This is a genomic window from Pirellulales bacterium (genome assembly GCA_035939775.1).
Classification (GTDB): domain Bacteria; phylum Planctomycetota; class Planctomycetia; order Pirellulales; family DATAWG01; genus DASZFO01.
This window is the reverse complement of record DASZFO010000192.1, coordinates 30,086-57,038: the sequence shown is the minus strand read 5'-3', so window position 1 is coordinate 57,038 and position 26,953 is coordinate 30,086. Positions and strand designations below refer to the sequence as shown.

At 61.8% G+C, this 26,953-nt stretch carries 20 protein-coding genes; 13 read left to right on the top strand and 7 right to left on the bottom strand.

Translation table 11 applies throughout. The features are described from left to right. From VGY55_12520 to VGY55_12505, 4 genes are all read left to right on the top strand, one after another. Window positions 1–577, top strand: a 577-nt coding sequence (locus VGY55_12520; protein ID HEV2970787.1) for a hypothetical protein, incomplete at its 5' end; no start/stop codon positions are given. Window positions 578–909: 332 nt separating this feature from the next. Beyond that, a complete protein-coding gene (locus VGY55_12515; protein HEV2970786.1) occupies window positions 910–1,542 on the top strand; it encodes a glycine zipper domain-containing protein in 633 nt (210 codons plus the stop codon). A 368-nt stretch (window positions 1,543–1,910) separates the two neighbouring features. Continuing rightward, window positions 1,911–2,456: a hypothetical protein gene (locus VGY55_12510; GenBank protein ID HEV2970785.1), complete on the top strand. Its 546-nt coding sequence runs from the start codon at window positions 1,911–1,913 to the stop codon at window positions 2,454–2,456. A gap of 253 nt (window positions 2,457–2,709) precedes the next feature. Continuing rightward, window positions 2,710–4,752, top strand: a complete 2,043-nt coding sequence (locus tag VGY55_12505) for a prolyl oligopeptidase family serine peptidase (GenBank protein ID HEV2970784.1) — start codon at window positions 2,710–2,712, stop codon at window positions 4,750–4,752. A gap of 44 nt (window positions 4,753–4,796) precedes the next feature. Here the strand turns inward: VGY55_12505 and VGY55_12500 are convergent, their stop codons facing one another. Further along, window positions 4,797–5,990, bottom strand: a complete 1,194-nt coding sequence (locus VGY55_12500) for a gfo/Idh/MocA family oxidoreductase (GenBank protein ID HEV2970783.1) — start codon at window positions 5,988–5,990, stop codon at window positions 4,797–4,799. 469 nt (window positions 5,991–6,459) lie between these two features. Here VGY55_12500 and VGY55_12495 point away from each other — a divergent pair, with 469 nt between their 5' ends. Next, window positions 6,460–6,639 carry a hypothetical protein gene (locus VGY55_12495; GenBank protein HEV2970782.1) on the top strand — a complete coding sequence of 60 codons (180 nt, stop codon included), beginning with the start codon at window positions 6,460–6,462 and terminating at the stop codon, window positions 6,637–6,639. Between the two features lie 30 nt (window positions 6,640–6,669). Then, entirely contained in the window at window positions 6,670–7,584 is a 915-nt protein-coding gene (locus VGY55_12490; protein HEV2970781.1) for an RluA family pseudouridine synthase, read from the top strand. A gap of 143 nt (window positions 7,585–7,727) precedes the next feature. On the opposite strand, the gene VGY55_12485 is transcribed toward VGY55_12490, so the two are convergent. Both VGY55_12485 and VGY55_12480 read right to left on the bottom strand, forming a co-directional pair. Then, complete coding sequence (locus tag VGY55_12485; protein ID HEV2970780.1) at window positions 7,728–8,960, bottom strand: NAD(P)/FAD-dependent oxidoreductase; 1,233 nt, start codon at window positions 8,958–8,960, stop codon at window positions 7,728–7,730. Window positions 8,961–8,977: 17 nt separating this feature from the next. Continuing rightward, window positions 8,978–9,415, bottom strand: coding sequence for a nucleoside deaminase (locus VGY55_12480; GenBank protein HEV2970779.1), 438 nt, complete (start codon window positions 9,413–9,415; stop codon window positions 8,978–8,980). A 315-nt stretch (window positions 9,416–9,730) separates the two neighbouring features. Between VGY55_12480 and preA the strand changes: the two genes are divergently transcribed. Further along, complete coding sequence (preA, locus tag VGY55_12475; GenBank protein HEV2970778.1) at window positions 9,731–10,870, top strand: NAD-dependent dihydropyrimidine dehydrogenase subunit PreA; 1,140 nt, start codon at window positions 9,731–9,733, stop codon at window positions 10,868–10,870. Between the two features lie 27 nt (window positions 10,871–10,897). Here the strand turns inward: preA and hydA are convergent, their stop codons facing one another. Continuing rightward, on the bottom strand, window positions 10,898–12,283 hold the full coding sequence (gene hydA, locus VGY55_12470) for a dihydropyrimidinase (GenBank protein HEV2970777.1): 1,386 nt from the start codon (window positions 12,281–12,283) through the stop codon (window positions 10,898–10,900). Between the two features lie 167 nt (window positions 12,284–12,450). Here hydA and VGY55_12465 point away from each other — a divergent pair, with 167 nt between their 5' ends. After that, complete coding sequence (locus VGY55_12465; protein HEV2970776.1) at window positions 12,451–13,974, top strand: NCS1 family nucleobase:cation symporter-1; 1,524 nt, start codon at window positions 12,451–12,453, stop codon at window positions 13,972–13,974. 142 nt (window positions 13,975–14,116) lie between these two features. Here the strand turns inward: VGY55_12465 and VGY55_12460 are convergent, their stop codons facing one another. Continuing rightward, window positions 14,117–14,986 carry a nitrilase-related carbon-nitrogen hydrolase gene (locus tag VGY55_12460; protein ID HEV2970775.1) on the bottom strand — a complete coding sequence of 290 codons (870 nt, stop codon included), beginning with the start codon at window positions 14,984–14,986 and terminating at the stop codon, window positions 14,117–14,119. Between the two features lie 313 nt (window positions 14,987–15,299). On the opposite strand from VGY55_12460, the gene VGY55_12455 reads away from it, so the two are divergent. From VGY55_12455 to VGY55_12440, 4 genes are all read left to right on the top strand, one after another. Then, window positions 15,300–16,835, top strand: coding sequence for a CoA-acylating methylmalonate-semialdehyde dehydrogenase (locus tag VGY55_12455; protein HEV2970774.1), 1,536 nt, complete (start codon window positions 15,300–15,302; stop codon window positions 16,833–16,835). A gap of 50 nt (window positions 16,836–16,885) precedes the next feature. After that, window positions 16,886–18,259: an aspartate aminotransferase family protein gene (locus VGY55_12450; GenBank protein HEV2970773.1), complete on the top strand. Its 1,374-nt coding sequence runs from the start codon at window positions 16,886–16,888 to the stop codon at window positions 18,257–18,259. Window positions 18,260–18,514: 255 nt separating this feature from the next. Beyond that, on the top strand, window positions 18,515–20,899 hold the full coding sequence (locus VGY55_12445) for an IPT/TIG domain-containing protein (protein ID HEV2970772.1): 2,385 nt from the start codon (window positions 18,515–18,517) through the stop codon (window positions 20,897–20,899). Beyond that, a complete protein-coding gene (locus VGY55_12440) occupies window positions 20,817–22,064 on the top strand; it encodes a hypothetical protein (protein HEV2970771.1) in 1,248 nt (415 codons plus the stop codon). The genes VGY55_12445 and VGY55_12440 overlap by 83 nt, the downstream gene beginning before the upstream one ends. Window positions 22,065–22,070: 6 nt before the next feature. On the opposite strand, the gene VGY55_12435 is transcribed toward VGY55_12440, so the two are convergent. Continuing rightward, a complete protein-coding gene (locus VGY55_12435; GenBank protein ID HEV2970770.1) occupies window positions 22,071–24,215 on the bottom strand; it encodes a HEAT repeat domain-containing protein in 2,145 nt (714 codons plus the stop codon). A 29-nt stretch (window positions 24,216–24,244) separates the two neighbouring features. Beyond that, window positions 24,245–25,633, bottom strand: a complete 1,389-nt coding sequence (locus VGY55_12430; protein ID HEV2970769.1) for a Gfo/Idh/MocA family oxidoreductase — start codon at window positions 25,631–25,633, stop codon at window positions 24,245–24,247. 148 nt (window positions 25,634–25,781) lie between these two features. Between VGY55_12430 and VGY55_12425 the strand changes: the two genes are divergently transcribed. Beyond that, on the top strand, window positions 25,782–26,900 hold the full coding sequence (locus tag VGY55_12425) for a DUF1559 domain-containing protein (GenBank protein ID HEV2970768.1): 1,119 nt from the start codon (window positions 25,782–25,784) through the stop codon (window positions 26,898–26,900). Window positions 26,901–26,953: the final 53 nt, after the last annotated feature.

The window sequence follows — 26,953 nt, the reverse complement described above, 5'->3', positions numbered from 1 at the left end:
CAATCTTGCCGATGACTTCGCGTTGCAGTTGGGCAACTTGCCGTATTACCAACCGTTTCAGTCAGCGATTGTCGCGGGCCAGCAATCCGAACTGCTCAAGAAGATTCTTGGAACTTGGATCGCCCGCGACGCGAGTCAGACGCTCGTCTATCAAAATCTATATCTGGCGATGCGGTTCAACTTGAAGGAAGGCTTGGATCCGGCGATTAGGTTGCTTCAGCAGCCGGGCGCCGTCCCGCAGGTGAAGCCGCTCGCCCTGTTGGCCATCTCGAAGTTTGGCGGCAAGGAGCACTTGCCGCTCATTGAACCGTTCATGCAGGCGACTGATCTCTGCGCGCAGATCGACGTCAACGGCGTCCGCTACTCGACGCAACTGCGCGACGTAGCATTGTATGTCGGCCTGCGGCTGGCGGGACAGGATCCAAAGGGCTATGGATTCACGCGCGTTCCACCGAACGATCAGTTGCTCTATCAAGTCGCCAACTTCGGCTTCCGCAGCGACACGGAGCGGGCCGAGGCGTTCAAGAAATGGAGCGATTGGCGGACGGCCAATCTCCAGCCGCGCGCGGCCAAATAATCTGCGCCGAGCAAGTCTTGAAGCGACTGGTGATTTGCACCATCGTGGCCGACGCTGCTAGCGTCGGCGCGGACGTAAGCAGCGTCCGCCACGAACCCAAAACGCAATCTCGACAGCGAGTGGCCAGCCTTCCTTTCGATCTCGCTTCCCCCGTCAAATTCGCGCCAGCTTGCGTGTCTTGCGCAGTTTCTCTCAATCTTGCAACAGGATCAATCTCTCTTGACCCTCTGAACCGATAATGAGAGAAGGAAACGCCATGCTCGGATAGGCTCTTGGCGCCGGGCGGGTGTCGGACGGATTCGAGACGCGGAATTGAGGAAAGGATTCATCTTATGGCTCGCTCGCTCGCGGTCTCCTCAACGCTAGGATTCTTGGCTTTGCTGGCAACCGGTTGCCAATCAACTTCCAACGCCGACCAGGGGGCACTGTTCGGCGGCGCCACCGGCGCTGTGCTGGGCGGCATCGTCGGGCATCAACTGCATAGTACGGCCGCCGGAGCGGTGATCGGCGCCGGGGCCGGCGCGCTCACGGGCGCTGTGGTCGGCAACAAGATCGACGAGAGCGAAGCTCGCAATCGGGCGCTGATCGAGGCCCGGCTCGGGCATCCGGTGGGTGCTGGCGGTGTGTCGATTGAAGACGCGATCGCGATGACCAGGGCCGGCGTCGACGAGCAGGTGATCGTCAGTCATATCAACAACAACGGCGTCGTCCGCCCGCTCAACACGGCCGACATCACCTACCTCACCCAAAACGGGGTGAGCAGCCGCGTGATCCAAGCGATGCAGAACCCAGCTCATCAGCCGCCGGCGCCACAGCCGGTCATCGTGCAACAGGCCCCGCCGCCGGTCATCGTGGCGGATCCCTATTACGATCCCTACTGGGGCCCGCGCTATTACCGGCCATATCCGTACTACGGCGGCTACTACCGTCGCCCGGGCGTCTCGGTCGGCGTCGCGATTCCGTAATACGGCCGGCGTGCTCGGTTTCTCATAGCCGAATTCGCCAAAAGTCCGGTTGCAATCCGGCCGATCCGACCTCGGAATTCGATTGCTTCTGCAGCGCGCCGCTCGCGCCATTAACGGCGGCGGCCCCGTCTCACACACTTCGCCGGCGCGGATCGGCGGGGGATCGAAGACCGCGATCCATGCACTTCGACGGGAACTTAAGTGGCGCGAGTCCGTCTAAGTACTGCTGGCCGACCGAAAGCCGCACGGTTGGCCGCGTCACTTCTTGGACGAACTTGCGCCGTCGGCAACTACGTTTCTACCGATCATCGTCAATCCGAAAAATGCGAGACGTTCCGATGACGTCAAGGAACTTTGCAATCATTTTCATGGCGTCGATCGTAGTGGTTGGTATTCTTGGTCAGGGCGCCGGGCGCGGCTTCGCTGCCGACGAGGACCAGCAGTTGCACCATGCGCTGGCCGGAATCAAGCACACTTTGGCCGAGGGCATCGAGCAAGCGGCTAAGGCCCCCACGGCAGCATTATCCGCGAAATTCGAGATCGAGGATGGAAAGCTCTCGCTGTCCGTAGATACGGCGGAAAAAGGGCTGGCCACTCCCGCGGAAAAAAATGTGTTGAACGAATTGGCCGGCAGTCCTCTGGCCGAAAAATGGACTCCTGAGGTCGAAAGCTTCAAGGACGTGGCGCACGTTTCTCGGGCCTCCGAACAGTTGACTCTGCTGGCCCTGAGCCACGCTTCGTTGCTCGACATCGCAAAGAACGCCCAGCGAGATCAGATCGGGACGATCATCTCGATTACGCCGGTGTTGGAGAATCGAAGCCCGTTGTTCCTTGTCCAAGTTGACTTCAACGGGCGGCTAGTCGAACTCCATTACAATATGAAGGGCGAGCGGATGGTGAATTGGCTACGATAGAAGCAGAAAATAGACCTGTGCAGTTCTTCACCCCCCGATCAGCCAGCGCCGTAAACACCGGCTTCGGCAGCCTTGCTCCGGCCGGCTGCGGTTGCGGATAATGGGTCGTGCCAGACGAGCGCCCCAAAGCTGACCCGCCGAAGGCCTCGCGCCGCTCGTTTTCGCTTTAGCCTGTCAATGCTGTTCGCTGTTGCGACCATCGTGGCTGGCAAAGCGTCGCCTTCTGATATGTAATCTCCTCAGAGACGTTTCCATGAAAAGCCGGCCGCGTTTGTTGATTCTGCAGCTCGCCATCTTGATCGGAGGATTGGAAGCGTCGGCCACTCCGGTTCACGCCCAATCGTTCGGCGCGCCGGACCGCGACTCGCCCGGCGACGCGATGATACAGGAGTATCTCAGGCAAGAGACCGAAAAGATCTCCGCTCGGCTTTCTGACGACACCACGTCGCTCGCCGATTGGGAAGCCAAGCGGCCGCAACACGCCAAGGAATATGCGTATATGCTCGGGCTTTCACCGCTGCCCGAAAAAACGCCACTAGACGCCAAAATCACGGGCGCCTTCAAGGGCGACGGCTATGTCGTCGAAATGCTCCATTATCAGAGCCGGCCGCGGCTTTATGTCACCGGCAATCTTTACCGTCCGTCGGTCGTCGAGCCGGGGAAAAAACTGCCTGCCATCCTCTACGTGTGCGGCCACTCCGGTCGCGGGCGCAATGGAAACAAGGTTGCCTATCAGTCGCATGGCATCTGGTTCGCCCGGCATGGCTATATCTGTCTCGTGGTCGATACGGTCGAGCTGGGAGAGATCGCCTCGTTCCATCATGGCACATATAGCCTGGAACGTTGGTGGTGGCACTCGCGGGGCTATACGCCGGCCGGCGTCGAGGCTTGGAACGGGGTGCGCGGCGTCGATTACTTGATCGGCCGGCCCGATGTCGATCCGCAACGGATCGCAGTCACTGGCATCAGCGGGGGCGGCGCGGCTACATTCTGGATCGCGGCCCTCGACGAACGCATCAAGGTGGCTGTGCCAGTTAGCGGCATGGCCGATCTTGAATCGTACGTGCCGAATCGCACAATCAATCGCCACTGCGACTGCATGTTCATCCACAACACGTTCCAGTGGCCGTGGACGCGGATCGCGGGGCTGATCGCGCCGCGAGCCTTGCTGTTCGTGAACAGCGACCACGACGTGTACTTCCCGATGGACGCGAATGAACGGGTCATCAACCGATTGAAGCGGCTCTACAGCCTCTACGGAGCGAGCGATCAAGTGGACGCCGTGGTCAGCGTTGGCGAGCATGCTTATCGCAGGGACATCCGTCAGGCTTCGTTCCGATTCATCAACGCGCAATTGAAGGGCGATGCACGACCGGTGCTCGACACCGAAGTCGATCTGGTCAGCGAGGGAAATGATCCGGGATCATACCCCATTGCTCCAGAGCGGCTGCGCGTATTCCCCGCTGACGCAGACCTGCCGAGCGACTCGATCAACAAGACGATCGACGAACAATTTGTGCCGATCGCGAAAGTCCCGGCTCCCGAGCCGGGAAAACTGGACGATTGGAAGCGAGGACTCGTTGACGAGCTTCGGCGAGTCAGTTTCGGCTATTTCCCGGACACCATTCCCGCGGCAAGGCGACTAGCGGATATCGACAAGCTGACAGAGCGGATGCAATCCGAGCAAGGAATCGAGTTTCGGCTCCGTTATGCGGAGAAGACCATTTCCAAGGGGGCAAGTAGCGTGCTGCTGGTCGTGCTCAACGCCGACGAAGCCGGCACCACGCCCGACTGGAGCACGAAGATCGCAGCGGCGGACCAGGCCGTCGTTTATTGCGAGCCACGCGGGATTGGCGCCACGAGATGGACGCGAAAGAATCCGCCCAACTACGTCGAACGATCTCATGCGCTCTTGGGGCGAACGGTTGACACGGGCCGGGTTTGGGATGTAGCGGCTGCGGCCAAGTACCTATCGAGCCGATCTCGGTCGGAACAATCCGCCCGCCCGGCAGCGGTTGAGGTCGCCGGAAAGGGGGCGGCCGGGCTGATTGCCGCGTATGCCGCGATCTGGACGCCCGAAATCGCCCGCGTGACGCTCGTGTCTCCCCCGACCACGCACATGGACTCGACGGCGCCGCAATTCCTGAACGTGCTGCGCATTTGCGACGTGCCGGAAGCCCTCGGTCTAGTCGCGCCGCGTCCGCTGACGATCGTCGGCTCGCTCGCCGACCGTTTCACCGCGACCTCAGCCGCCTATCAGGCCGGCAGAGCGCAAGAACACCTCAAGTTCCAGTAGCCGGCGGAAAAGTGGCGACGCCCGCTCTCGCTTTACAGCGCGCCTCAATACTCCTGCTGGGTGACAATTCCCGGCTGCGGCACGGGATACTTGCCTTTGGCGTCGGCCACCAGGGGCGCGGCGCCGTTCATGGTGAGCTTGTCGACGGAGGGGGCGAATTCGTGTTTGGAGTTAAGTATCTGATCGTAAGTGACGATCCGCCCGGTGTGCGCAGCCATGCGGCCCATGGACGTTACCAGGCTGGTTTCAACGCCCCGTTTTACCTCGTTGTAGGGCTTGTTGTTGCGGATGGCGTCGACCAGATCGTTCCATTCGTTCTGGTAAGGGTTTCCCTCGTCGGGGCCGAGCTTGGATTCCCAGAGCATGTCGGCCCGCAACGAGCCCAGACCCTTGAACGTGGCTGAAGGCGCCCCGCAATCGCCACTGTGTGAAATCTCCGCGGTGCCTTTGGTCCCGTGCGCGAAGCTGTGGTAGATTTCGGAACAGCCGTCGATGCAGCGCCCGTCCATGGTGAACTTCGTTTCGTCGGGAAACGTGTATTCGACGCCGTACGTATCGAAATTCTGGTCGATGTAGTCGCCGCGGTAATGCCGCCCGCCGATCGCCTGAGCCTGCACCGGCCAGGCGTTTTTCATCCAACAGGAATGGTCGATGATGTGAATGTAGAAGTCGCTGAAACATCCTCCACTCGCCCACAGGAAGCTGTGGAACTTCCGCACTTGATATTCCACCTCGGAGACGCCGGCCGGCTTCGGCAACGACCGCATCGATCCAACGGGCCCGTGCATCCGGTAGCCACGCATGAGGATGAGGTCACCGATTTCGCCGCCATGGATGCGGTCGGCAAGTTGTTGCATCGCGCGGCTGTGTCGCGACATCAATCCCACGCCCACCTTGAGGTTCTTCGCGGTCGCTTCCTCGGCGAGTTTGAACATTTTGCGCGACGTCGGACCATCCACAGTCACCGGCTTTTCCATGAAGACATTCAGCCCCTTCTCAATGGCGTAGGTGAAATGCACCCACCGGAACGCCGGCGGCGTGGCGAAGATCGCGACGTCACCGGGCTTCAGAACGTCCATCGCCTTCTGGTAGGCGTCGAATCCGATGAACTGACGATCTTCGGGCACGTCCACCCGATCCCCGAACCGTTTCTTGGTGGACGCGTAGCTGCCGTCGAGCCGATCCTTGAAGACATCAGCCATAGCCACCAGCTTGATGGGACCGTTCTTGACCGACAAGGCGTCGGCGGCGGCGCCGGTGCCGCGGCCACCGCATCCGACCAGCACCAGGCGAATCGTGTTGTCCTCCGCGGCATGGACGCGCGGGACGACCATACCGGCCAGGGCCGTAGCCGCGGCCACTCTCCCGCTATTCTTCAGAAACTGACGGCGTGACGCGGCAGACTTTTTGATTGTGCTCATCTTGGTTTCACTTCTTGGTGGTTTTGAGGGATCCGGTACTTCGATTTCGTGAGTAGCCCCACACGAATCGCTTCAAGGACGTCCGCCATTCTCCCTACCCCGAGCCGGCAAAACAAGGACCTTGCCCGACGTGCCATTATAAGGACTGTGTTGATAGGAGCGGCCCCCTGCGCCCGGCTAGCGCCCGTTTGGACGACATGCCGGGCTGCACCCAAGTGCAACGGACTTTTAATCCGTAGGTCTCGGCGGCCGGCTTTTTCATGCGGAGTCGGGTAGAATGGCGGATATGGACGAGAACCCTTACGAACCGCCGCAATGCCAGCCCGAGAATCCATCGAGCGGCTTCGCAATCGCGCGGTTCCTTCACGCCTTGCGATGGGTGGCTTTTTATTGGGTGATTTTGCCGCTCGCGCTGGCGGGGATCGCTTTCGTCCTCAGTGCGATAATCCGGGCGCTAAAATTGTGAGAAGTTTCCTAGTTGAAAGCTGAGTTCGCATTGACCATTCTTCGGAGGGCGACCGTTAGTCATGGCGAGCCGCTGATCGCGTACCTGCTGGGCGCGCTGGGGCTGAATCGTCGCGCGGTCAAGAATCTCCTCAAATTCGGCGCAGTCGCGGTCAACGGTTCGACGGTCCGGCAGTTTGACCATCCGCTGGCAATCGGCGACGAGGTGCTGGTGAGCGACGCTCGAACTGCCGCCGCCGCCGGCCGCTTGGAATTTGCCCGGATTCACGTGGTTCATGAAGATGCCGCGTTGATCGTGGTCGAAAAGCCTGCCGGGCTGTTGACCGTGGCGACGGGCGACAGCGGGACCGACACGCTCTTCTTTCGGTTGAACGAATTCTTGCTTGGCCGACACGCGGCCGAACCCGATCGCGCCATCGTCGTGCATCGACTCGATCGAGAGACGTCGGGCTTGGTGCTGTTCGTCAAAACCGAGCGGGCGCAAAGTCTGTTGCAGGCCAATTGGACGGAGGTGGAAAAAACCTACCAGGCGATCGTGAATGGACGCCCCCAGCGCGAGCGCGGAACGATCGCCAGCTATCTGACCGAGACCAAGGCCCTGCAAGTTTTCAGCAACGACCATCTGACGCCCGGCGGTCGAAAGGCGATTACGCATTACCGCCTGCTGCAAACGCGCGGCGATCTGTCGCTCTTGGAGGTCCGCTTGGAAACGGGCCGCAAACATCAAATCCGGGTCCACCTGGCGGACCTCGGCTGTCCGGTCGCCGGCGACCGGCGATACGGTGCGAAATCGAATTCGAGTGGGCGGCTGGCGCTGCACGCGAGTAAGTTGGCGTTTGCCCATCCGCTCACCGGCGAGCGCTTGAGTTTCTACTCCCCTTTGCCCGCCGCGCTTCAGAAATTTTTTCCGGCCTGCAGAGATCTTGATTTGGGCCGCGACGTGTAGCGCGAGTTTCACCTGAGCCGGTGCGTCCGCGCGGACTTGACACACCTTACGACTTTCGGCGTTCATCGTTTCTTCGCGAAACCGCAGCCGTAGCGCCGTAGGGTGCGTCAAGGCTTTGCGCAGACGCACCGTGCACGAGTCCCTTACACGCTGCTGCCGGCCAACCAACCGGTGCTCCAGGCGGACTGAAAGTTGTAGCCGCCAATCGGGCCATCGAGGTCGAGGACCTCGCCGGCAAAGAATAGGCGGGGCACGATCTTGCTCTGCATTGTGCGCGAATCGACTTCATCGAGCGAAACGCCCCCCGCCGTGACTTCCGCCTTCTTGAACCCGAGCGTCCCCGTCAGCGGCACCGTCAAGTGCTTGAGCCATCGGACCAGGCGATTGCGCTCCTCTTTGCTCAGCTCGGCCGCCTTTCGGTCGGGTGCCACCGCGGCCAATTGCAACACGATTTCCGCGAGTCGTCGGGGAATGAGCTGGCCGACGACGACCGCCAGTTGCTTTTTACCGGAACTTAGGGATTCGAGTCGCAACCATTCGACCAATTGCGATTCGCTCTTGTCGGGCACGAGGTCGACATCCGCGGCGAGCGTCGCCGGCCTGGGATGACCGGATACGACTCGGCTCACGTCGAGAGCGGCGGGGCCGGTCAGGCCGAAGTGCGCGAATAAGAGCGAGCTGCGCCGGCAAGCCAAACGGCGACCATCGTCCATGATCCGCAAGGTGACGTCGGGCAACGTCACCCCCCGCAGGTCGAGGACCCAAGGCGCGGTGGTGGTCAGCGGGACAAGGGCCGGACGCGGCGGAACAATCGTGTGCCCAAACTGCGCTGCGAAGCGAAAGCCGTCGCCCGTGGTTCCCGCGCCCGGATACGATTGTCCGCCCGTCGTGAGAATCACGCGTGCCGCTTGCAACGGCCGCCGCGGCGTGAGCAGCCGAAATGCCTCGGCTTCCCGCTCCAGCTCCAGAACGGGTTCTGCCAATGCCAGAGTGGCCCCGCTGCGCTGGAACCGCGCCAAGAGCCCGGCCAGCACGTGACTGGCTTTGTTGCTGACGGGAAAGACCTTTCCGGTTTTCTCGACTTTGGTCAGCACCCCTTCCGCCTCGAACATCGCGATGGTCGATTGCACGCTCAGCGCGGCCAGTGCCGAATGGAGAAATTTGCCCGGCGGGCCATAGGCCGCGACGATGCCCCGATTGTCCGTGGCCTGCGTGATGTTGCAGCGGGTGCCGCCGGACATCAGGATCTTGATGCCGGCCTGTTTGTTCTTTTCCAGAAGTAGCGTTCGCTTGCCGCGCTCGGCGGCGCAAAACGCGGCCACAAGCCCGGCTGCCCCCGCGCCGATCACGACCGCGTCCCATTGACCTTCGTCCATGTTTTAGAGCACCGGCTCTACTCGCCGATGTCTTCGTTCCAAAGTTCAGGATGGGCGGCGATGAACTCGCGCATCAGTTGGATGCACTCGGCATCGTTCACGATTTCTAGCTTAACGCCGCGCGTGCGGAGGTACGATTCCGGGCCTTGAAAGGTTTGGTTCTCGCCGATCACGATCCTCGGGATGCGATAGAGCAACGCCGTGCCGCTGCACATATCGCAGGGGGACAAAGTGGAGTAGAGGACGGCGCGGCGATAATCCTTGGACGACAGGCGGCCGCAGTTTTCCAGGCAATCCATTTCGGCGTGCAGGATGGCGCTGCCCCGCTGGACTCGTCGGTTGTGGCCTCGGCCCACGATCCGATTGTCGATCACGAGCACCGATCCGATGGGAATTCCACCTTCGGACAGTCCGCGCCGAGCTTCGTCGATTGCGGCCTGCAGAAACGGGTCCATCACGACTCCTCCCATGAGCGAACAATCCATCGGCGGCACGGCGGCCCGTAGAGCGCCTAACAAATCCGGCGGGGAGAAGGGGACAGTCGCCGTTTTGCTCCGCCGACCATCGCGGCGATGGTGCCCGCGCAAAAGGGGGACAGTCCCCGCCGGATTTGTTAGGCGTTCATACGTCCACGGCCGCGTAGGTCGGCCGAAATCAGCGTAATCGGTATGTCCCAGACATGACAAGTGCTTGCGGATATACTTATCTAGGGCGATCCACGGCGACGCCGAGTCCCTTGTCGCCGCTCTCGCTGCCCCCAAGAATGCGCCATGCCCGACCTCAGCGTCAACGTCGATGGACTAAAGCTTCCGAATCCGCTTGTCATCGGTTCCGGGCCGCCGGGCACGAATGCCAACGTGATCGGCAAGGCTTTCGACGAGGGCTGGGGCGCGGTGATTTGCAAGACCATCAGCCTGGACGCATCGAAAGTGGTCAACGTTCAGCCGCGCTACGCGCGATTGCGCACGGAGGCGTCGAAGGAAATCATCGGCTGGGAAAACATCGAGCTGATCAGCGATCGCGATTTCGGAGTCTGGCTCGATGAGTTTAAGAGAGTCAAGGACAAGTATCCCGACCGCGTGCTGATCGCCTCCATCATGGAGGAATACCGCAAGGACGCCTGGATCGAGATCATTGAGCGCTGCCAGCAGGCGGGCGTCGACGCATTCGAGTGCAACTTCTCCTGCCCACATGGACTGCCCGAGCGGCGCATGGGTTCGGCGATGGGGGAAAACCCCGAGATTCTAAAGGAGGTCTGCGGTTGGGTGATGAGCGCGGCCAAGGTGCCGGTCTGGGCCAAGATGACGCCCAATGTAACGCACATCGAGGATCCCTCGCGGGCCGCGCTCGCGGCCGGCTGCCAAGGCATCAGCGCGATCAACACGATCCGCAGCGTGATCGGCGTCAACCTCGACACGTTGCGGCCCGAGCCGACGGTCGAGGGCTATACCACGCTCGGTGGTTATTCCTGCAAGGCTGTGATGCCCATCGCGCTGCGGATGTGCATGGAAGTCGCCCGCTTGATCCGCGACGAATTTCCCGGCCGGACATTATCGGGGATCGGCGGGATCGAGTCGGGGCGCGACGCCGCGCAGTTCATCTTGTTGGGCTGCGATACTGTGCAGGTCTGCACGCATGTGATGAAAGTCGGCTATCGCTGCGTCCGGCAGATGCTCGACGAACTGGCCGAGTTCATGGACGCCCATCAGTTCCGCACGCTGGCAGATTTTCGCGGACACAGCTTGCAATACTTCACCACCCACTACGATCTGGTGCATCGTCAGACGGAAGCTCGCAAAGCGTCTCATGCCGCGGCCACAGCCAAGAGCGACGGCCTGCCGATCCGCGCAGACCACGAGTGGCAAGCCGACGACTTCGTTCGCCAGACCGACGCACTGTCGCGGGGCTGAACCGGGCTTCTTCGACTTCACGCCGGTTCACCCGCCGTGAGTCGGGTCGCGTCGCAGTATCTGTCCGTCGCCGCCGGCGCCGACAAACACACCGTCGCGGACTTGCACGCGCCCGCGGACGGTGACCGTCTCGACCCGACCCTGGATGGGCCAGCCCTCAAAAGCGCTGTAGTCAACGTTCATCAGTTGCGTGGCGGCCGAGATGGTGCCGCGATGTTCCGGATCGAAGATGACCAGATCGGCATCGGCGCCCGGCTGAATCGTGCCCTTGCGTGGGAACAGCCCGAACAGCTTCGCGGCCTGTGTCGAGGCCACGTCGGCAAAGCGATGAAGGTCAATCTTTCCCGTCGCCACGCCATGCGTATAGAGGAGGTGTACGCGGTCCTGGACGCTGGGGATGCCGTTGGGGATTCTGGTGAAGTCGCCTCGGCCCATCTCCTTCTGTATATGGAAGTCGAAGGGGGCGTGGTCCGTGGAAACTGTGTCGATCTCGCCGGCGGCCAGAGCATTCCACAGGACACGCTGGTGCCGGATGTCGCGCAGCGGCGGCGACATGACGTACTTGGCCCCTTCGAACTCCGGGCGCTCGGCATAGGTGCTGTCGAGCACGAGGTACGGAATTACGGTTTCCACCCACAGGGCGACGCCTCGCTCTCGCGCGCGACGTGCCGCGAAGAGTGCGTCTTCGCACGAGGTGTGAACCACGTAGACGTGCGCGCCGGTCAGCTCGGCGAACGTCGCTAGATGGTGTACGCCTTCGGCTTCAACCCTGGCGGGACGCGATGGCTCGTGCCACTCGGGGCCGGTCTTGCCCTCGGCCAGCAAGCGCCGCTGCAACTGCGCCACCAGCTCCGCATTTTCGCAGTGCGCGGTTACGATTACGCCCAACCGGCGTGCCAGCTCCAACGTGCGAAACAGCTCGCCATCGTCGATGCCGAACGCGCCCTGGTATGCCAAGAAAACCTTGAACGAGGCAGTGCCGTCGCCAACGACGCGGCCGAGCACCTCCGCGGTCTTGTCGTCCCAGCGCGTCACTCCCATGTGAAACGCATAGTCGCAAGCCGAGCGCCCGGCCGCCCGCGATTTCCACAACTCGTAGGCTTCCCAGGGATCGTCGTTGCGCGCCGGGCAGACCATCTCGATCAGCGTCGTTGTGCCACCGACCAGCGCGGCGCGGCTAGCTGATTCGTACGTGTCCTTGGCGAAGGTGCCCATAAAGGGCAGATAGATGTGAACGTGTGGGTCGATGAAGCCGGGAAACACGAGCTTGCCCCGGGCGTCGATCACTTCCGCGCCCGGCGGCGCGGTCAGATCGGCGCCGATCCGAGTGATGGTTTCCCCTTCGCACCAGATATCGCCGCGAAACCGCGCGGCGGGGGTCACGATGTCGCTGTTTTTGACCAGAAGCGCCATTGCTCGTTTCTCGCCGAAGCGGTCCGTGCCAACGGCGATTCTTCATGGAGCCCGTCCAGCCGTGACACGCCATATTTGTCGCGTCCGTAAGGGAGATCGTCAAGCGGCCCCGTTCGGCACCGATTTCCGGACTGGCCGCGCGAGCGTCGGCGGGTATATTGCTACGAATGTCGACGAACGCTTCCAACAGCGATCCGCCAGTAGCGCCAGTCAACGGCGACATCTGCGAACTTACGCAAGACGTCTCTTCGTCTGAATACTACAGCCCGGACATGGCGCCGGTTTCGCGGGCGCGGCGCAAGTGGGGTGTGCGCGATCTGGCCGTCCTATGGATCAGCATGTCGGCCTGCATTCCGACCTACATGCTCGCCTCGTCGCTGATTGAGCTGGGCATGGATTGGCGACAAGCCGTAATGACGATCTTTCTGGGCAACTGCATCGTGCTGGTGCCAATGATCTTGAACGCTCATGCCGGCACGCGCTATGGGATTCCGTTTCCGGTGTACTGCCGCGCGGCGTTCGGCATCCGCGGCGCGAACATACCGGCCTTGATGCGGGCCCTAGTGGCCTGCGGCTGGTTCGGCATTCAGACCTGGATCGGCGGCATGGCGCTTTATACGCTGCTGGGCGTTTGGTTTCCGGGGCTGCATGCCTATCCGCCGATCGCCTACTTGGATATCACAGCTCCGCAGCTCGCCTGCTTTCTCGCGTTCTGGCTCTTGAACATCCTCGTGGTATGGCGCGGCATGGAGTCGATCCGCATATTGTTGAATATCAAAGCGCCGCTGTTGATCGCGCTGGGGCTGCTGTTGCTGGCCTGGGCCTATCATCGGGCCGGCGGGTTCGGACCGATGCTCTCAAAGCCATCGCAATTCGCCGCGGGCCAGCCCAAAGCGGGGCAGTTTTGGGTCTTCTTCTTTCCGGCGCTCACGGCCAACGTCAGCTTCTGGGCCACGCTCTCGCTGAACATTCCCGACTTCAGCCGCTACGCCTATTCGCAGCGCGATCAGGTGCTCGGGCAAGCCCTCGGGCTGCCGATGACGATGGGTTTGTACTCGTTCATCGGGGTCGCCGTGACCAGTGCCACCGTCGCGATCTATGGCAAGCCGATTTGGGATCCCGTGCAGCTTTTGACCCGATTCGACAGCCCGCTCACGCTGATCATCGCCATGATCTCGCTGGGTTTGGCGACGCTGGCAACGAACATTGCCGCCAATGTCGTCGGACCGGCGAACGACTTCGCCCATCTGCGGCCGAAGCTGATCACCTTTCGCATCGGCGGCCTGATCACGGGATTAATAGGAATCCTCATTCAACCCTGGCGGCTGCTGGCCAACGCCAGCGTGTACATCGACAGGTGGTTGATCGGCTACTCGTTGCTATTGGGAGCCTGCGGCGGCGTGCTGATCGCCGACTACTACGTCATTCGGCGGATGCGGCTCGATTTGCCTGGACTCTATCGCCGGCAAGGTCCCTATTGGTATCGCAACGGTTGGAATCCTTGCGCCATGCTGGCGCTGGCGGCGGGCATCGCGCCGTGTCTACCAGGCTTTGCCAATACGGCGGGACTTGCCGACGTGGGCAGCATCTGGTCAAGGCTCTACGACTATGCCTGGTTCGTCAGCTTCGGCGTGGCGTTTGTCAGCTACTTCGCGCTGATGAAGCTCAGCCGTTCGGCGGCACGGTCCTAGTCGAGCTTCAAAGCTATTTTGATATGTTGGGTGCCATGCCCACGGCTCGGCGTGGGTATGAGTTGCAACGACGCATGGCCACTCGGGGGCAGTGGCCATGACACCCACCGTATCAGCATTGAAGCTCCAACAGGCAGCGTCGTCAAAGAGCGGTGATTGCCCCATAAGTTTCGGGCCGGCGGTCGCGATAGAACTGCCAGGTGTTGCGCACTTCGCGAATCAGATCCAGATCGAGGTCCCCGATCACGATGTCGTCGGTGTTTCGCGCTCCCTCGACTAGGATTTTCCCCCGAGGATCGCAGAAGTAGCTTTGGCCATAGAATTCGCCGATACGCCAGGGTTCCTCCCAGCCCGGGCGATTGATCGCGCCCACGAAGTATCCGTTGGCCGCCGCGTGCGCCGGCTGCTCTAGCTTCCAGAGATACTCCGACAGGCCCGCGACGGTGGCCGACGGATTGAACACGATTTCGGCGCCGTTCAAACCCAGGCAGCGGGCCCCCTCTGGAAAATGGCGGTCGTAGCAAATGTAAACGCCGATCTGGGCGAAGCGGGTGCGAAACACCGGATACCCCAGGTTTCCCGGACGGAAGTAGTACTTCTCCCAAAAGCCGGGCAGCACTTGAGGAATGTGCATCTTCCGGAACTTGCCGAGGTAGCCGCCGTCGGCATCGATCACGGCCGCCGTGTTGTAGTAAACGCCGGTGTTCTCTTCTTCATAAATCGGCATCACAATCACAATGCCGTGCTTACGCGCAAGTTCGCAGAACCGCTCGGTGGTCGGCCCTTCCGGCACACGCTCCGTCAGGTCGTACCACTTGGTCTGCTGCTCGGCGCAAAAATAGGGACCGTAAAACAGCTCTTGCAGGCACACGATCTGAGCGCCCCGCGCGGCCGCTTGGGCGATCAGCGCCTCGTGCTTATCGATCATCGCCTGCTTGATCTTGGCCACGGGCGACGACGCCGGCTCACACAGAGTTGCCTGGATCAAGCCGCCGCGCACAATTCGAGACATGACGCCACTCCCCTAAGAGCGCCTAACAAATCCGGCCGCGGGAAGGGGACAGTCCCCGTTTTGCTCCGCCGACCATCGCGGCGATGGTGCCCGCGCAAAAGGGGGACGGTCCCCGCCGGATTTGCTAGGCGTTCTAATGACAACTGGATCGCGTTGGCCGTATACTCACTCTCGTCGGACGCATCGCCCGGACGACGTCATTCCATGATAGGCAAAGGTCGAGGGCGAGCAAGCCGTTTTTCGCGCGATTCGAGCGCTCGTGTCGGTGTTCGTATCGGGTCCGAACGCACTCCCAGCGAATTGAATTCGTCACATGGCATTGCCGGTTTCCGACCATCGGGTACAACCAATCGATGTGCCGGTCTACATTGCCGGTTGCTTCGAGCCGTCTGCGAGCGACCGTCGCGGAGATGTTTTCAATCCGTCGACCGGTTTCGTGCAAGCCCGCGTTCCCCTGTGCACGGCCGAGGAGGTTGATCGGGCGGTTCTCGCTGCGGCGGCCGCGATAGCAGCGTGGAGTGAAACGCCGGCGGTCGAGCGCGCCCGGGTGATGTTTCGTTTTCGTGAGCGACTGCAAGCGCGGTTCGAGGAACTGGCCGCCCTGGTGACGCGCGAGCACGGCAAGACGATCTCCGAGGCCCGCGCCGAAATGCAGCGCGGGATTGAGATGGTCGAGTTTTCGTGTGGCATTCCCAGTTTGTTGATGGGCCAGTCGCTGGAGAATCTTGCGCCCAACGTCGATTGCCAGACGAATCGGCATCCGGTGGGAGTGTGCGTCGGCATCACGCCGTTCAACTTTCCCTCGATGGTTCCGCTGTGGATGTTTCCGGTGGCGCTGACCTGCGGCAACACGTTCGTGCTCAAACCTTCGGAAAAGGTGCCGCTCTCAGCCATGAAATTCGCCGAGCTGTTGGCCGAGTCGGGTCTGCCCGAGGGCGTGTTCAATATCGTTCACGGCGACAAGACGGCAGTCGATGCGCTGTTGACGCATCCGCTGGTGCGGGCGATCTCGTTTGTCGGCTCGACCAGCGTGGCGCGTCACATTTATGAAACCGGCACCGCGCATGGCAAGCGGGTCCAAGCGGCTGGCGGCGCTAAGAACCATTTGATCATCATGCCCGACGCCGACGTCGAACAGGCCGTCAAGGCCATCCAAGCGTCGGCTTTCGGCTGCGCCGGCGAGCGCTGCATGGCGGGCAGCCTGGCCGTGCCCGTCGGGCGCATCGCCGACGACGTTGTCGAGGGCCTGTGTCGCGCCGGACAGAGGATGAAGGTCGGCGCCACCGATGGCGGCGCGGAAGTCGACATGGGCCCCCTGATCAACGCCGCGCATCGCGACCGCGTGGCGAGCTATCTGGACGTCGCGCGCAGCGAAGGCGCCGAGGTGGCGCTCGACGGCCGTTCGTTCGACCTGCCCCGCGACGGCTTTCTGCTCGGCCCGAGCGTGGTCGACCGCGTGCGCTCGGACATGCGCCTGGCGCGCGAGGAGGTGTTCGGCCCCGTGCTGTCGGTAATGCGCGCCGATGATCTCGACGAGGCGTTGGCCCTTGGCCAGGACTGCGAGTATGGCAACGGGGCCTGCATTTTCACCCAAAGCGGTTATGCCGCGCGGGAGTTTCAGCGCCGTTTCAACGCCGGCATGATCGGCATCAACGTGGGCGTCCCGGCGCCGATGGCCTGGTTTCCCTTCACCGGTTGGAACAAGTCGTTCTTCGGCGATTTGCACATCCAGGGGACCGAAGGAGTGCAGTTTTACACGCAGCAGAAGCTAACCATGACGCGCTGGTTTCGCTCGGCCAAAGAATCGCACGCCGACCCAATCTGGAAACCAAAACAGGGCGAGGCGTAGGCGGAACCATCGCGCTGAACGCGTCAACTTTGAACGCTGGAGACACAACCGTGGCCGCCACTGCAAAACCTCAAACCCCGCGGCTTCCAATCTGTGATCACGCGCCGGCGCCCTACGACGGCCCCAGTCGAGACGAGGTGATGGCCCTGCGCCGAAAATATCTCACGCCCGGACTGATCACTTATTATCGCGACCCGCTGATGGTCGTCGAAGGGCACATGCAGTACGTCTGGGACGAGCGCGGGCGGCGCTATCTCGACGCCATCGCGGGAATCGTCACCGTCTCGGTCGGGCATTGTCATCCGTACATCGTCGAAAAGGTGCGCGAGCAGGCAGGCAAGCTGCAGCACGCCACGACGATTTACCTTCACCCGACGATCGGGCTGTTGGGCAAAAAACTGGCCGAGCACATGCCGGCTGATTCTGAGCTGAACCTTTCCTATTTCACCAACTCCGGCAGCGAAGCCAACGAATTGGCGATCCTGATGTCGCGCGAGTTCACCGGTCGCTCCGAGATCATCTCGCTGCGCAACGGCTATCACGGCGGCACCCAAGGCACGATGGCGCTGACGGCCGTTGGCACTTGGAAGTTTCCCAGCAATCCGCCCACGACTGTCAAGAATGCCACGCCCGGCTATTGCTACCGCTGTCCCTACGGTCTGACCTATCCCACCTGCGATATCCGCTGCGCGCGCGACATCGAGCCCTTGATTCGCTACGAAACTTCGGGCAATCCAGCGTGCTTCATCGCCGAGCCGATCCAGGGCGTTGGCGGCACCGTGACGCCGCCGCCGGAATACTTTCAGATTATCTACGACATCGTCCGTCGTCATGGCGGATTGTGCATCGCCGACGAAGTGCAAACCGGCTTCGGACGCACGGGCACGCACTTCTGGGGATTCGAGAATTGGGGCGTGACACCCGATCTGGTGACCATGGCCAAGGGCATCGGCAACGGCGCGCCGCTGGGGGCTTGTGTCACCCGCGCCGAGATCGCCCACACGACGACCAACCGCGTCCATTTCAACACGTTCGGCGGCAATCCAATCTCGATGACGCAGGGCCTGGCCACGCTGGAAGTGATCGATCGCGAGAACATCCAGGAAAACGCCCGCGTCGTGGGCGGCTATCTCAAGGACCGGCTACTCGATCTACAGCAGCGCCAGCCATTGGTGGGTGACGTGCGCGGGATGGGATTGATGCTGGGAGTCGAGCTGGTGCGCGATCGCGAATCCAAAGAGCCGGCAACCACCGAAACCGCCGACCTGCTGGAACACTGCAAAGAGCGTGGCTTACTGTTGGGCAAGGGAGGGCTATATGGGAACGTACTGCGCATCAAGCCGCCGATGTGCCTCACCAAGGACGACGTCGACTTTCTCGTCGAGTGCCTGGCCGAGACACTCACAGCGTTGAAGCGGCCCTAATACTCACGGGCGTCTCCAAATGTCCGACCGAGGTCGCTGTCGTCCGGCGGCATCAGGGCAGCCGACCATCTCGCTCGCGCGGGCGATTACTGCGTATCGCGCCCGGTAGATATAATCAAGCTGCCCAGAGAGGAGGCTCCCATGTGGATCCGGTTTCTGCGCAGTTTGTTCTCGGTTCGTTCCGCGAGGCGCGCTTGCAACGCAAGTCGTCGGCCACGGCGGTGCCGCTGCCAGGTGGAAGTGCTGGAAGAGCGGATGGCGCTTTCGCTCCAGGGTCTGCAACTCTTTCCCGCGGATAATGCATGGAACCAGAATATCAGCGCCGCGCCCGTGGCGGCCAACTCGTCGGCCGTTATCGCGAATATCGGCGCTACGGTCCATATTCATCCCGATTGGGGCGCGGACGATCCGGTCAACGGCACCAGCCCGCTATATGGGATTCCGTTCAATATCATTCACGGCAACAGCACGCCGACGATCAACGTCCAGATCGACAATTATCCGGGCGAGAGCGACATCGTTCCGGTCCCGATCCCGCCGAACGCGGTCCTCGAAGGGGATTACCAAAACGGACCGAACCTCAACGGGGGCGGCTACGGCACCAACCAGCGCGGCGATTCGCACCTGATCGTCTTCGATGAAGATAACAACGTGGCCTATGAACTATACGGTGTGTCGCGGCCGAATGACCCCACCTTGTTCCCGAACAACCATAATGTGGAATTGACCAAGACGGATACCGCCTGGCACGCGGCGCAGGAAACTGTTTGGAACATGAAGACCGACGAGTTCCGCACGCTCGGCGCCACTTCGGCCGACGCGGCCGGATTGTCGATCCTGGCCGGTCTGGCTCGGCCCGACGAGGGGCTGACGGTTTCCGAGGGAGGGCAAGGTGTCATCAATCACGCCCTGCGCCTCACGCTGCCGAGCAGTGTGGTCAACCCGCAGTACATCTATCCTGCCTCCCACATGGTCAGTGACTCGCAAGCGTCCGACAAGCTGCCGTTCGGAGCGCGGCTGCGGCTGGCGAACACGACGGCCGTCAACATGCTGATCGGCAACATGCCTCCGGAATCCCAAATCATTGCTCGCGCCATGCAGCAGTATGGTCTGATCGTCGCGGATATCGGCACCGCGATGTACGTCACGGGCGCCTCCGCGACAATAGACAATGTGGATTCCCCCAACACCAAGTTGACCTGGAATCTGAACGACATCTTCGCCTCGAACGGACTGAAGGCGCTAAACGCAGGCGACTTCGAGGTCGTGGACCTGACGCCCCGCGTGACCGGCCTGAGCGCGACGACCGGTTTGGCCGGCAGCACAATCACGATTACCGGACAGAACTTCTCGGGCGCGGCAGGGCGCTTGTCGGTGCTGTTCGGCAATATGCCTGCAAGTTCTTTAACCGTGGTGAGCGATTCGCAAATCAAGGCGATCGTGCCAAGCGGCTCGGGGATGGTCGATATCACGGTCCAGTCGGGCATCCAGGAAACCGACAACATCAGCAGCAACCCCAACGCCAACGTCACCAAACCGATTTTCGGCTACGGAACGTCGGCCACTACGTCCGCCGACCGATTTACCTTCGCTCCCGGCTCCGCCACGCTTACCTGGAAAGGGATCTCGAACGGTAATTGGACCGATCCGCAATGGTCCGGCGCGAGTTTGCCCTATCCCGATAATACGGCCAACGCGATTATCGACACGGCCAATATCGTGCAAGTTACGTCGGCTCAAGCGGCTTACTCGCTGGCGATCAGCGGCGGTGGACAAGTGGCCGTCGGCGCTGGCGCCAGCCTGGCGGTGACGACCAATGTCAGTGTGACGGCGAGCGGTGTGCTCAACGTGATTCCCGGCGGAATGTTTTCGTCCGGAGGAACTCTGACCCTCGATACGGGCGGCAGCATCATCGGCGGCAGCGTCAGCGCCGCTGCGTTTCAACTCAACGGCGGCACAGTGAGCGCCAACCTGTCTGGCCCCGGCGGCCTGACGAAGAGCACCAATGGCACGATAACGCTATCGGGATCCAATTCCTATGCCGGAGGAACGGTGATCAACGGCGGCACGCTGATCTTGGCGAATGCCGGCGCCTTGCCGACGGGCACGAACTTGACGATTGGCGCTGGCGGCGCCGGAGAACTGGCCTCCGGCGTCAATCAGGTCGTCGGCGGCATCGACGGCAGCGGTAGCCTGATCGTCAATTCGGGCGGAAATTTCACGGCCAATCACATCGTTCTCGGCGCATTGGTGATCGGCGGCACGGCCAGCGCCCCGGCGGTCGTGACGATCGCTCCTTCCGACGCATCGGGCAATCCTCTGACTGCGGAACAAGACGTCGGAGCGAGTCGCTTCGCGGAAGTGTCCAATAGTGCGTCGGCCACGAATGTTTCTCTCTCGATTATCGTTCGAGCCGACTCGATAACGAGTTGGTGGAGGCGGAAATCGCGTGAGGGCGGGCTTTCCCGCAACCATCGATTGTCTGCGGGTGTCGCGATCGCCTGCTGGCAAGCAAGACCTATTGGGCAGGCGGCGTATCTTCGGTATCATCCGCCGCATGACTCCGCCAGATATTCTGCGAGCGGTAACCGAGACCGAGATTGGCCGGGAAATCATCCGCCTGGTTCCGCATTGGTATGAGGCCCATTGCGGTCCGGCGAGATATTCCATACCGATCGGAGAGTCATCGGCCGGATTCCACAATCACTCCAAGCTCGCGCCGAATCTCAGGGCATTGCTGGCGGCGATCTCGACTCGGACCCGACAACTCCCTCTGGATCGATTTATCGAGTATCCCGGCCTCACCGATATTCTTCTCGAGGGCTTCGTTGTCGAGTGGCTGCGCATGCACTCGCAGGAACCGGATTGGGTGCGGCTCATCAAGTACCTCGAGACGGTCTCGCGGCGCACCAACGAAAACCTGCCGGTCGCTCTGACGCTGGTCATTCGTCCCGGCGCGGGGCAGGGAGACGTCACCCAACCTCATTTGCAGAAATTCTTCGATCGGCTCGCATCGTCTCCCTTCACGTTCACGTATCTGGCCGTCGATCCCGATCTTCAATTGATTCAATACGGCTCGGTCGAATGGTCGCAGGTCAACAACGCCAAGTCCTGCAAGTTCTATCCGGAATTCCTGCACCCGATCCACAGCGTCCTCACGGACGCGGATTTCGTGGCCCACCTTACGCCGCGTGGTGATTTGGTCATCATGAGCAAGGCGGGGGTCCTGGCCACGAAAAGAAAGCGACGATGGAACATCTACGACGTTCGGACCTTCAAGAACAGTCTCGCCTATTGCCTGGGCAGCCCGCATGTCGGCGCCAATCTCTTGGAGGTGATGTTCGATCTGAGCTTCCGGCGGCAGGGAGCGCTATTGATTTACGACCCCGAGCATCGGATTCAGGACCGAATTCTCAACCGGGAAAGCATCATGCGCCCGGACGACGATCAGAACCGCCGCGCGAAGCGAAGGGCCGAATGCGGTCAGACCCTGATCGGGGGCTCGATCAACGATATCGCCATCGGAAAGAAGGCCGGTTCGCTCAAGCGAAAGAGGCAATTGATCGAACTGGCCTGCATCGACGGGGCGGTAGTCTTCGATGACGAAAACCTTCTCGCCACCGGGGCCTTGATCCGTTCTCATCCTGGCGTCGGCAACCAAATGGGCGCCAGAAAAACGGCCGCCAAATCGGCGTATCTCTGGGGCGCTCGTCCGATCGAAGTGAGTTCCGATGGCGATGTCACGGTTTACTTCAAAAGCAGAAACGGCGAGCAGGGATGCGACGCCGTGATGCATTTCTTGTGAAGACGATCACTTCGGCACGGGCAGCATGATGACGGCGTTCTCAGCAAACGAGGCCTCGCCTGACTTGCCGTTGATCCGGTATTGGATCTTTAGTTGTTTTGGGATTCCGGGCACCGGATCGCCGCCGAAGCTCTCGTTGTAGGTCGCCGCCGACAAGCCGATCAGAGACAGGCCGCGAACCTGCCGCTTGATCGCGTCGGTCACGTCTTTCTGCGTTGTCCCGGCGCCATACTCGGCCTTGATTATCTCAATTTTCAGCGTCTCCGCGCCGACTTGAGACAGCAATTTCCCTACGTCGGGCGAACCGCCAGGCAGCTTTTGGGAGATGGCCAGCACCGCTCGCTTGGCGTCCTCCTTCAGCGCCGGCGTCTCCGTCGCCTTGGCGGCCACGCGCAGGGTCGCGTCGCTCGGATAACGCTCGAGCACCGCGAGCACCAATTTTTGTTCGGCCGGTCGGTCGGTGGCCTCCAGCGCGGCCGCGCACATCTCGGCTCGTTGCCGGTCGGGCATCACGAATTGGCGGGCCAGCCGGATATAGCCGCGCATCGCGCGCGACTTGTATTTTTCGTTCGGCGAGTGTTTTGCGAGATCCAACAAGACCGGCGCGGCGTCCACGGTCATCCACTCCCCCAACAAACGGCTGCCGGTGTCGGTGAGGTCCGGATCGTTGCCCTTCACCGCGGCGGCAATCGTTTCCAGCGCCGTCGCTCCTCCCACGGCGCCCAAGATTTCTAGGAGCCTTACCTTCGTTGAAGCCGACGCGCGGGGCATCGCCGCCGCGAGTTCCGCCGCGCATGCGTCGCGATCGGGCATGCGAACACAGGCCGCGCCAAGCGCTCGCTGGGCCACTTCCGCATCCACCGGATTCTTGGGCGCAACCACCTGCGAGATGAGCACGGAAAGCCGCTTGGGCCCGATCGTCTCGCCCAATGCGGTCAGCGCGGCGCGGCGGATCGCCGGGTTCGGGTGGTCGAGCAATCTCACCAACGCTTCCGTCGCGTCGATTCGCCGTTGCCCGATGAGTTCGATGAGAACGGGCAGGGTTTTCTCGTCCGCTTTCGCAAGACGCTCTGCGATCGCGGCATCGACTTTCTCGCCAGGCAGGCTTGCCAGCGACGTTTTCGCCGCCTGCGCCAATTCGTCGTCGGCTTCGCCCGCGATCTCCAATAGTGCAGACAGGCTGGAGGCGTCTGCCGATCGTCCGAGAAAGCCGATCGCCGCGACGCGGACCAATTTCGGGCCGCGTTTGGCGGCTGCCAGCACCGCGGACGGGACGACGCGCTCGTTGCGATCCGCCAAGGCACGAAGCAAGAGCGCCGCCCGCTCCGGCGTCGTGCGCGATAGCTCCGCGGCGAGGGCTTCGGCCACGTCATGCCCGCCAAGCTCTCGGGCGGCGCTCAGGCCAATTTGGAACAATCTCTTGTCGGGCGAGTTAAGTTGCTCAATCAACAGCGGGATACCATCCGACGCTCGAGCGAGAATCGCGCCGCGGGTCGCCTCGAGAATCCTCGGCTTGGGAACGTCCGCCCGGCGGACTTCGTCGTAAATCTCGGCGGCCTCCTTCATCTTTCCTTCGGCCATGCGCCGTTCCGCACACAGAATACAACCTTCGGCAACGGCCGAGCGGAGCGCGCCTGCGGCCGCGGTGGGCAACGCCTGCCGGAGCGTCTTGGTCGCCGAGGCATTGCCGATGTGACCCAGCGCCACGGCCGCAGCCGCAGCGACGGCGGCGTCCTGATCTTGCAAGTGAACTGTCAATTGATCGACCGCCCCGGCATCGCGGCGGACGCCGATCGAATTGATGACGCCAATCAGCAGCCGGCCCTTCAGCGACTGCGTGGCCTTGCGCAGCGCTTCATTGGCCGCCGCGTCTGGAATGGCCTCGAGCGCGATCCGCGCCCAAGAGGCAAGCTGTTCGTCGGCCAACAGCCCCGCCAATTCGGGGACCGCGTCCGCCGTGCCGTGAATGGCCAGTTGCTTGCAGGCGATGGCTTTCTCCGCAGGCGAACTCGATCGAAGGGTTTCGATCAGCTTCCGCTCTGTTTCTTTCGATGCGCTTTGATCCTCGCCGGCCCGGGCCGAAACGCTGGCCAGCGAAACCAAGATTGCGAGCAACGCGGCGCAGCCAATGGAGCGGTTGGGCCTTGTCATATTGCGTTCCTCTTGGTCGATGAACCGTTTTACAATCGCCATGGTTCTCGGAGCGCCTCCGATCGCAAACGGTTGGCTTGCTCGTCGCCAATGAACTCGTGCTTCCGCGGATCGAATGTCAGCTTGCGCCCGAGCGCGAGGGCGATATTCGCCGCGTGGCAGGTGATATGCGAGTAGCAGGCTGCCTCGGCGTTGGCCTTCGGCTGGCTCCGCGATTTCACACAGTCGAGGAAGTCGCGAACGTGGAATGTCGCCGGGTAGCCGCCGATCTCCGCCACGGTCCTTCCGGCGAGCAGCTCCGGCGAACTTAAAACGAGCTTGCCGCTGTCGCCCGCTTCGACCCACCCCGTCTCCCCCTCGAACCGCACCGGACACGAGCCCAGAGGGAGCCAGCCGGTCTCGCGCAAAATCAACTCGACTCCGTTTTCGTAGCGCGCGATCAGGCGGCCATCCTTCGGCGGGTTGTACTCGATCGGGGCCGTGCCATCGGCCCCCACGGCCCATTGGCAGAGGTCCACGCAATGGGAACCCCATTCCAGCACTCCGCCGCCAACAAGCCCGCCCCCTTTTTCGAAATTGAAGCCGTCGAGAAGCTGCTTGTTGAACGGCCGCCATGCCGCAGGGCCGAGGTACATATCCCAATCGACCGTTTCCTTGGGCGGCTCGGGCTCCGGACTCAGCCAACCGCTCATCTTAGCCGTCATCCCGGCCGGATGCGCATAAACCGTTTTGAGCTTGCCGAGCTTCCCGCTGCGCGCCAGCTCGCAAGCAAACGCGAAGTGTGGCAGATTCCGCCGCTGCGTGCCGGCCTGAAAGACGCGACCTGTGCGGCGGATCGTTTCAGCCAGCGTCAGGCTCTGGGCGATGTTTTTCGTGCAAGGTTTCTCGCAATAGATGTCTTTGGCGGCCTTCGCCGCCGCGACCGCGGCCGTGGCGTGCCAGTTCGGACCCGTGGCGATCAGCACCGCGTCGATGTCGGAGCGGTCGAGCAGTTCGCGAAAGTCGCGATACCTGTCGCAGTCCAGGTAGCCATACCGTTGATCGACCATTTTCTTGACCGCGTCGCGGCGAGCGGCTTTCACATCACAGACGGCGACGAATTGCACGTCCTTTTGCTCGAGGAAGCAACCGAGGTCGTAGCTCCCGCGATTTCCAATGCCGATCCCTCCGACCACGATCCGCTCGCTGGGGGCAACCGCGCCGTCCTTGCCCAAGGCCGAACTGGGGATGATCGTGGGCGCCATCACGGCCGCGCCGGCTGACAGCGCAGTCTTCAAAAACCGCCGCCGGTGAACGCGAGTTGCGCTGTTCGACATCTCCGCTCTCCTGACCGTATGGATCTGATGCTCGCTGATATGGCGACTGGAATAGGAGCCGCCCCAGCCGACAGCATACCGCGGCGGCGTTCGGCTTTCCACAGTTTTGTCCTTTTTCCCGTCACGGCCTCGGCATTCGCGATCGCACTTTGGGCTTTTCTTCGGATGGCCCGCTCTGTCAAAACTGCTGTTCAAATCTCTTACGGCGCGGTACCATCAGTGGCTCCTGGGATCACTTTGGAGATCCTCAATGCCCGCTTTGCTGAAGCGTAGTCGGTTTCACGCAGTCTGCCGCGGCTTTACGCTCGTCGAGCTGCTGGTGGTCATATCGATCATCGGCATTTTGATTTCGCTATTGCTCCCGGCAGTTCAATCGACTCGTGAAGCGGCCCGCCGCGTGCAATGCACCAACAATCTCAAGCAGTTGGGCTTGGCGCTGACCAACTTCCACTCGGCCAAAAAGCGGTTCCCTCCCAGCTCCGTCTGGAGGGTTAATGGCAAGCTTGACCTCACCAACATCGGGCTGGAAGATAATCCGGGTCTGGCCGAGAATTGGGTCATCCTCATCCTGCCGCAGATCGAGCAGCAGACTCTGCGGACCCGCTTTGATCTGACCAAGCCGATCCCCGATCCGGCGAACGCCAGTCCGCGTGCCATTCCGTTGTCCGTCATGCAATGTCCCTCCGACGCATTCAACGCAATGCCGTTTAACGGCAAGGCCAGTGGCTTGACGAGCAATTTGGGAAATGGTTGGGCTCGATCCAATTATGCGGCCAACGGGTCGTTGGGGTACCTCGGGCCCGGAGACAGAGTGGGCGTCACTGGCGTTGGCCAGGGGACAACCTTTAGCGGCGGCGGATGGGGCAGCCGCTGGCTGCGCGGCATCATGGGGGCCAACACGTCATTGCGGATCGAGGATATCCGCGACGGCACGAGCAACACGATCTTGCTCGCCGAAATCCGCGCGGGAGTCATCGCGCAAGACACGCGCGGCATCTGGGCCATGAGCGGCGCCTGCCCGAGTGCGCTCTGGGCCTATGGCTATGCCTCGGACGATAACGGCCCCAATTGCAACGTGCCGCCGGGCGACGATCCCTTGGCATGCACCGAAGTGCAGGCGGCAATCGGCGCGACGCAACTAATCCGGATGGGCATGTCATGCTCGCCGAGGAATGAGCCCAATTGGCAACAGGGCCCGAAAAGCATGCACGCCGGCGGCGTCAACGTCTGCCTGGCGGACGGCAGCGTGCGCTTCATCAGCGACTTCGTCCAATTGGGCACCCCCGGCACTCCCCCCGCCTGCCTCGGCATTTGGGACAAGCTCAACCTCTCTAGCGACGGCGAAACGATCGACGCGAGTAAGTATTGAGGCGTGCCAGGGCCTTTCATTTTTTCAATTTGGGAACCGCATACTAGCCCGAC

What these genes read in the sequence shown, in the direction of transcription:
- VGY55_12515 (HEV2970786.1), top strand. Translation starts at nt 910, where the DNA reads ATGGCTCGCTCGCTCGCGGTCTCCTCAACGCTAGGATTCTTGGCTTTG.
- VGY55_12510 (HEV2970785.1), top strand. Translation starts at nt 1,911, where the DNA reads ATGGCGTCGATCGTAGTGGTTGGTATTCTTGGTCAGGGCGCCGGGCGC.
- VGY55_12505 (HEV2970784.1), top strand. Translation starts at nt 2,710, where the DNA reads ATGAAAAGCCGGCCGCGTTTGTTGATTCTGCAGCTCGCCATCTTGATC.
- VGY55_12495 (HEV2970782.1), top strand. Translation starts at nt 6,460, where the DNA reads ATGGACGAGAACCCTTACGAACCGCCGCAATGCCAGCCCGAGAATCCA.
- VGY55_12485 (HEV2970780.1), bottom strand. Translation starts at nt 8,960, where the DNA reads ATGGACGAAGGTCAATGGGACGCGGTCGTGATCGGCGCGGGGGCAGCC.
- VGY55_12480 (HEV2970779.1), bottom strand. Translation starts at nt 9,415, where the DNA reads ATGGACCCGTTTCTGCAGGCCGCAATCGACGAAGCTCGGCGCGGACTG.
- preA (HEV2970778.1), top strand. Translation starts at nt 9,731, where the DNA reads ATGCCCGACCTCAGCGTCAACGTCGATGGACTAAAGCTTCCGAATCCG.
- hydA (HEV2970777.1), bottom strand. Translation starts at nt 12,283, where the DNA reads ATGGCGCTTCTGGTCAAAAACAGCGACATCGTGACCCCCGCCGCGCGG.
- VGY55_12465 (HEV2970776.1), top strand. Translation starts at nt 12,451, where the DNA reads ATGTCGACGAACGCTTCCAACAGCGATCCGCCAGTAGCGCCAGTCAAC.
- VGY55_12460 (HEV2970775.1), bottom strand. Translation starts at nt 14,986, where the DNA reads ATGTCTCGAATTGTGCGCGGCGGCTTGATCCAGGCAACTCTGTGTGAG.
- VGY55_12455 (HEV2970774.1), top strand. Translation starts at nt 15,300, where the DNA reads ATGGCATTGCCGGTTTCCGACCATCGGGTACAACCAATCGATGTGCCG.
- VGY55_12445 (HEV2970772.1), top strand. Translation starts at nt 18,515, where the DNA reads ATGGCGCTTTCGCTCCAGGGTCTGCAACTCTTTCCCGCGGATAATGCA.
- VGY55_12440 (HEV2970771.1), top strand. Translation starts at nt 20,817, where the DNA reads ATGACTCCGCCAGATATTCTGCGAGCGGTAACCGAGACCGAGATTGGC.
- VGY55_12435 (HEV2970770.1), bottom strand. Translation starts at nt 24,215, where the DNA reads ATGACAAGGCCCAACCGCTCCATTGGCTGCGCCGCGTTGCTCGCAATC.
- VGY55_12425 (HEV2970768.1), top strand. Translation starts at nt 25,782, where the DNA reads ATGCCCGCTTTGCTGAAGCGTAGTCGGTTTCACGCAGTCTGCCGCGGC.